This window comes from Streptomyces cinereospinus, from assembly GCF_042430725.1.
GTDB classification, from domain to species: Bacteria; Actinomycetota; Actinomycetes; order Streptomycetales; family Streptomycetaceae; genus Streptomyces; species Streptomyces cinereospinus.
Window position 1 is genome coordinate 1 of the sequence record NZ_JBHMCY010000137.1, and the last position, 6,206, is coordinate 6,206.

Annotated in this window: 5 protein-coding genes and 1 pseudogene; 2 read left to right on the forward strand and 4 right to left on the reverse strand. The window is 69.0% G+C overall.

Annotation, left to right across the window (positions count from 1 at the left end):
• Positions 1 to 186: 186 nt before the first annotated feature.
• From ACFF45_RS34885 to ACFF45_RS34900, 4 genes are all read right to left on the reverse strand, one after another.
• A complete protein-coding gene (locus tag ACFF45_RS34885) occupies positions 187 to 2,478 on the reverse strand; it encodes a CocE/NonD family hydrolase (RefSeq protein ID WP_381351033.1) in 2,292 nt (763 codons plus the stop codon).
• A 96-nt stretch (positions 2,479 to 2,574) separates the two neighbouring features.
• Positions 2,575 to 3,069, reverse strand: a complete 495-nt coding sequence (locus ACFF45_RS34890; RefSeq protein ID WP_381351034.1) for a flavin reductase family protein — start codon at positions 3,067 to 3,069, stop codon at positions 2,575 to 2,577.
• 68 nt (positions 3,070 to 3,137) lie between these two features.
• Positions 3,138 to 4,337, reverse strand: a complete 1,200-nt coding sequence (locus ACFF45_RS34895; RefSeq protein ID WP_381351036.1) for a CaiB/BaiF CoA transferase family protein — start codon at positions 4,335 to 4,337, stop codon at positions 3,138 to 3,140.
• Positions 4,334 to 4,711, reverse strand: a complete 378-nt coding sequence (locus ACFF45_RS34900) for a cupin domain-containing protein (protein ID WP_381351038.1) — start codon at positions 4,709 to 4,711, stop codon at positions 4,334 to 4,336. The genes ACFF45_RS34895 and ACFF45_RS34900 overlap by 4 nt, the downstream gene beginning before the upstream one ends.
• Before the next feature lie 638 nt (positions 4,712 to 5,349).
• Between ACFF45_RS34900 and ACFF45_RS34905 the strand changes: the two genes are divergently transcribed.
• Complete coding sequence (locus ACFF45_RS34905) at positions 5,350 to 5,874, forward strand: nuclear transport factor 2 family protein (RefSeq protein WP_381351040.1); 525 nt, start codon at positions 5,350 to 5,352, stop codon at positions 5,872 to 5,874.
• A 73-nt stretch (positions 5,875 to 5,947) separates the two neighbouring features.
• Positions 5,948 to 6,206 (forward strand): annotated as a pseudogene (locus ACFF45_RS34910) (methylmalonyl-CoA mutase); the annotation flags it as partial.

Here is a 6,206-nt window from a genome sequence, read left to right on the forward strand (position 1 = left end):
TGGTCTCGTCCGAGTGGCGACCTGCGCGTTCCGCCTCCAGCGCGCGCTCCCTCAACGTGGGCCCGAGCGCACGGACCTTCTCCAGGACCGTCGCCAAAGTCTCGGACGTGTCCGGGGTCGCATCCATCGTCGTCATCTCCTGGTGTCGTCTCTGTGGGTCTGAAGCTGCTGTCGCACTGCCCGGGGTCAGTTCCGGGGCACGATCGGCAACTGGATGTAGCTGGGGTGCTGCGGGCCGGTGTGGATCCTGTTCGTCGCACCGACGTGGTAACTCTCGTCGTAGGCACGGACGGGCACACCCGCGGGTGCGTAGGGCTGCACGTCGATCCGGAGCCGACAGCCCTTGCGGATCAGTGCGCTGCTGGGGTTGAGCCCGATCTCGATCGGAACGACCGCGCCGCTCTCCAGCGGCTGGTGGTCCGCCTCCGCGTGCGTGTGGACCGGCCAGTACTCCGTCGACCTGGTCCGGTCGAGCGCGCGACGGGACGCCTTCAGCCAGCCGTGCCCGACCGGATGGACGTGGTGCGGATCGATCGGGTGGACCAGGGACTCGTAGCGGATCTCCCGGTCCTCCTCGTCGAGGACGCGCAGGGACACGAACACATCCATGTCACTGCTCGTCGACGACACCCACAGGCCGGCCTTCATGTAGCCGACGAGCGCCATGTCCTCGGTCAGCGGATCGCTGACGAACGAGATGCCCGTCGACCAGCGCGGTGTGCCACCGACGGGACCCGCCGGCGAGCCCGTGGGCCGTCCCAGGTCGAGATGGGCGCTGTAGTCGGCACCGCTGGCGGTGGACGGGATGTCCTCGCCGATGCGCAGGAAGTCACTGCGCAGACCGTCTCCGGCCCAGTCCGACGGCCTGGCGTCCAGGTACCAGCGCCGGTACTGGGTCCGCGCGATGGGCCACTCGTTCTCTTCGGAGAGGTAGTGGGCGCCGTTCCCCGTGCGGACCTGGACTCGAACCGGCGCCTCGTCCATGACGCCGTTGTCGATGCCCTTGAGCCAATGGTCGAAGAAGCGCATGTGATCGGCCGTCGTCGACTCCTTGTAGGAGTACGGGAACCAGGCGTCGATGAAGTCGAACCTCTTCGCGCTCACCCCGGTCGACCGGATGAAGGTCTCGCTGCTGCCGAGCTGGTGGATCGTGGCGCCCGTCTGGGGGCCGACTATCCAGACCGGTGCGGTCGCCTTCTCGATCTCGGGCGTCATGAAGATCGATCCGTCGGGACCGTACGCGGCCGGGTCGTTGAAAGGAGTCGCCCGTACCCGGGCCATCCAGTCGGTCTCCGGACGCTCCTCACCGCAGAAGTTGTTGCCGGACCAGGTCTTCCACCACCAGTCCCAGAAGCCCTCCCCGAAGAGGCCGCCGCCGTACAGGGCTTCGTTGTACACGTCGGCGTCCGTACCGAGGGCGATCATCGCCTTGAGGTGGGGCGGCCGCAGGCTCGCGACGTTGTGCTGGGTCATCGCCAGGTAGGACATCCCCCACAGGCCGACGTTGCCGTTGGACCAGGGCTGCGTTCCCGCCCACTCGATCGCGTCGTAGTAGTCCCGCGCTTCCCGGGTGCTCAGGGGTGACTGCAGGCCGGGGCTGTTGCCGACGCCTCGGCCGTCGATCCGGACGCACACGTAGCCGTTCGGGACCCAGACCGCCGAATCGACGCTCTCGTGGTTCTCGTACTGGAGGCCGTCCGGGTTCCCGGAGAAGAAGCGGTCCTCCAGCTCCTCCTTCTTCCGTGCGTCCTCGTCGTCGCAGATGCACTCGTGATGGAAGCTCTTGCCGTAGAAGCCCTTGTTCATCACGACCGGATACCGGCCGTCGCCGGCCGGGCGGAACACGTCGGCGTAGACGAAGGAACCGTCACGCAACGGGATCTTGACGTCCGTCTCCTTGACGATCCCGCGGATGTCCCGCCGCAGGGCGTTGCGGGCCGCGGCGGCGCCGCGCAGCTTTCGGGGCGTGTTCGCCGTGAAGGCGCCCGGTGTCGCGTCGAGTTTCGCCAGGAGGCCGGTGACCAGGGGGTCGTTCGCGAAGCGGTCGGCATCCGCCGGCCCGCCGCCGAGATGTGCCGTACCGCCCGCGGCCTGGCCGAAATTAATGACCATCGGCTCGATGACGTCATGCACCACGGGCGCGATCGAGACGCCGGTCTCGATGTCGCCGTCCTGGTCCAGCGTCTGGACCAGTCGCGCGAGATTGGTCACGAGGGGGTCGTGGAGCTTGTCGATCCTGCCGTCCACGCGGGGGACGAGCTGCGCCAGATTGACCAGCGGGGCTCCCTCGACCGCTCCGAGGACGAGTCCCCCTATCGAGAAGGTGACCGACTCCCCTGCCCGGTACCGGAACTCACCCCGCTCGTTGGTGACACCGGTCGTCGTCGCCGTCCGGTATCTGAGGCCGGCTGTCGGACCGGCGAAGACACCGGTGGCGACGACGGTGGCGTCTTCGGCTGTTCTGGCGGTGTCCGTCACGTCTCACTCCCGTACATCATCAACCTGATCTGGATATGCGGCACAGGGCGGCGACCCCGGCCGCCCTCACGCGAACGACTACGACTCTTCGCCTGGTCAGACGCCGGCCAGGCGTCGGAACCGGCTGGCATGGAAGATGAGCGGGGAGGCATCCGGGGCGGCGCTGAGTCCGTGCACGTTCAGCAGCACGATGTCGTGGTCTCCGCACCTGACCTCTTCGCTGACGGTGCAGTCGAGCCACAGCGTGGCGCCGTGCACGAAGACTGAGCCGCCGTCGGAGGCGAACCAGTCCACTCCGGCGAATCGGTCCCCCTCCTTGCTGGCCAGCCGTGCGCAGACCTCGTCCTGCTCCTCGGCCAGCACACTCAGCCCCAGACGGGGCTGCTCGCGCAGCTTCGGCCATGTCCTGGAGGTGTGCTGTATGCACACCGACACCAGGGGCGGATCCAGCGACACGGAGGTGAACGAGCTCGCTGCCAGCCCCATGGGCTCACCGTCGCTGAGCGCGCACAGCGCGGTGACTCCGGACGGAAAGCATCCGAAGGCCCGCCGCAGCTGATCCGCAGCCGTCACCGGCTCGATACCTCTCACCGCAATCTCCTTGTGGTCTGCGCCCGCCCGGCCGGCCGGCGTGGGCGGGTGTGTCCGGTTGACATCGGTCATGACTGAACCCGGGGTGGCACGACGTCCAGCCACTCGCGGATGGCGTCGGCGTCGGCGTCGAACACCGGGGGCGGCCGGTGGCCGACGCGGGTCGTCTCCGTCTCGGCGCCCGCGGGGTCGACGGAGAAGGTCCGCAGGGCCGATCCCGGGAGACTGATCCGTCCCAGCCCTTCGTGCTCGACGTCGACGAGAAGACGCTGGGAACGGGTCTGTTCCCACTCGTAGACCTCGTCGAGGGCACGGACCCGGCCGGCGGGGATACCGGCGTCGGCGAGCCGTCGCAGAAGCTCGTCCGCCGCGTGGTCGGCGAAGACGGATTCGAGCAGTGCGGTGAGGCTGTCCCGGTGTGCCAGCCGGTCGGCGTTCGTCGCGTAGCGCGGGTCGTCGGCGGTGATGTCGAACGCGGCGCAGAGGCGGTGCCACATGGCATCGTTCCCGCACGCGATCTGCACACTTCCGCCGGCACAGCGGAACAGCCCGTAGGGGGCGATGGTCGGGTGCTGGTTGCCCTGCGCGGAACCGACCTCACCGGCGACGGTCCAGCGGGTGCCCTGGAAGGCGTGCGCCGCGACGACCGAGGCGAGCAGCGAGGTGCGCACGATCTGTCCCCGGCCCGTGCGGTCGCGTTCCCGCAGCGCAGCGAGTACGCCGAAGGCCCCGTTCATGCCGGCGAGCAGGTCGGCGATGGGGACCCCGACACGCTGGGGGTGGGCCGGGTCCGGTCCCGTCAGGGACATCAGTCCGGCCTCGCCCTGCGCGATCTGGTCGTACCCCGCGCGGTCGGCCTCGGGGCCGTCGTGCCCGAAGCCGCTGATCGACAGCACCACCAGGCGCGGGTTGAGCTCCATCAGCTCCTCGGTGCCGAAGCCGAGCCGCCGCAGCCCTCCGGGCTTGAAGTTCTCCATCAGGACGTCCGCCCGCCGGATGAGCCGGGCCAGCACGTCCGCGTCGTCGTCCCGCTTCAGGTCGAGCGCGATCGACTCCTTGTTCCGGTTGCAGGAGAGGAAGTACGTCGACTCCGCGGTGCCGTCCTCGGTACGGACGAACGGCGGCCCCCAGGACCGGGTGTCGTCCCCGGCGGGACTCTCGACCTTGATCACACGGGCACCGAGGTCGCCGAGCATCATCGCCGCCTGCGGCCCCGCGAGCGCGCGGGTGAGATCGACGACGAGCAGCCCGGCGAGCGAGCCGGTCACGACGGGGTCTCCGACGCGCTCGCCGGTGAGGCGGCCGCGTTCGGCCGGATCACCAGCATGCTCGCGGGCAGGTTCGTACGGTTCTCGACACCGCGGACCGTTCCGGCCGTGAGCCGCGCCGAGTCGAGGGCGCCCAGGACGTGGGAGACGCCGTCGGCGTCGATGAGGGTGAGGGTGCCGGTCAGCACCACGTAGAGCGTCTCCGCCGGCACGGGGGACATGTCCGCGCCGCCGCCCGGCAGATAGTGCGACAGGGCCACGGTCACGGCACCGTCGTAGTGCTCGCCGCCGAACAGGTGGACGGGTCCGACGCCGTGGTGGCCGACGGGTTGGAAGGGTTGGGCCTGGGTGAGCTGGGTGATCTCTATCGGCACGGTCGTGGTACTCGTTTCTGGCTCTGCGGGCGTGGCTCTGCGGGGCGGGGACCCTGGTTCGCGGATGGCGGCGGCGGAGACCGGAGGGGCTGCGCCGACGGCGCAGGTGGATCCGGGAGGGGACGTCGTGGCAGACGACGAGGTCGGCCGGGAGCGCGTCGCCCTCGTGTGGCATCGGGTGCGGTTCGTGTCACGGACCCGGTCCCTGCCGGCAACGATGAGCCGTCCCGGGCTCGACGGTAGGGAGGAGGTCGCGACCTCACGATACGAGCCACAGCGAAGATGTCAACATTTCTCCCGCCCGTAATTTCGCACGTCACCTCGCCGACGTTCTTGGGCGCTACAGCGTCACAGGCGCAGGTAAGGCGAAGAGAGCTGGAAGCAGGCGTCAAGGGCGCCGAAGGGGCCCTCCAGGAGGCGCAGGCGGCCAGTCAGCGGATTTGGACGCGAAGTGTTGACATATTCACGGTGGCTCGTAGGGTGAGCCCACGACAGGAACGTCGTCCGCGAGGCCTGCCGGCCGAGTCGCCCCGGTGGTCCGAGCGCCCTTCCCGGCGCGTCGCCGATCAGGAACGCCGCCGTGGCCCGCAGGCGCCGCGCGATTCACTTGAACCCTTCCTTGGACGAGGAGCACAGGCATGGCAGTCGAACACGACAAAGCGGAGATCATCGAGATCCTGAACCTTTACGGTCTCGCACTCGACGCTCACCAGTGGGACCTGTTCGACCGCATCTTCACGGAGGACGTGATCGCGGAATTCGGGCCGGCCGGGGCGGCCTGGACGGGGCTCGAGACCTTCAAGCGCTCCTTCGCCGACTTCCACGACACGCTGGACAGTCACCAGCACACGATGATGGGCCAGGTCGTGCACGTGGACGGCGACAAGGCCAACGCGTTCAGCTACGGGAACTGGCTGCTGGTCCGCGAGGACGCCGAGGGCGGGCCGACATGGCTGGGGACGGGCTGGTACGACGACGAGCTCGTACGCGGTGAGCACGGCTGGCGCATCCAGCGACGCGTGTGCCGGCTCATGTCCTGGTCCGGCAACCCGTCCGTTCCGGAGCCGCATCGCGAGCACAACCCGGACATGGCGATGAACGTGCTGCGCCAGCACGCCGAGGCCGGGAAGGTCGCTTTCCTGAAGGCCATACAGGCGAAGTAGAGGGCGCCTCAGCAGCGCTCCGACCTTCCGACGATCTCTCACCACCACGTTCAGCGCGCTTGTTAGGACCTCCATGACCGTCCTGCCTGACGACGAGTTCACGCTCGCCGCCGAGTTCCCCGACGCCACGCACGAGCAGTGGCAGCACCTGGTGGCGGGTGTCTTGAGCAAGTCGGGCCAGGAGGTCCCGACAGCCACCGTGGAGGAATTCCTCTCCACCACGCTGGAGGACGGACTGCGCGTCCGCCCCCTGTACACCGCCCACGACGCCGCACCCGATGCCGGCCTTCCCGGTTTCGCGCCCTTCGTACGGGGTGCCCGGGCCGAGGGGA

Excerpts from the sequence above, each read along its gene's own strand:
- ACFF45_RS34905 (WP_381351040.1), top strand. The coding sequence starts at position 5,350 with ATGGCAGTCGAACACGACAAAGCGGAGATCATCGAGATCCTGAACCTT.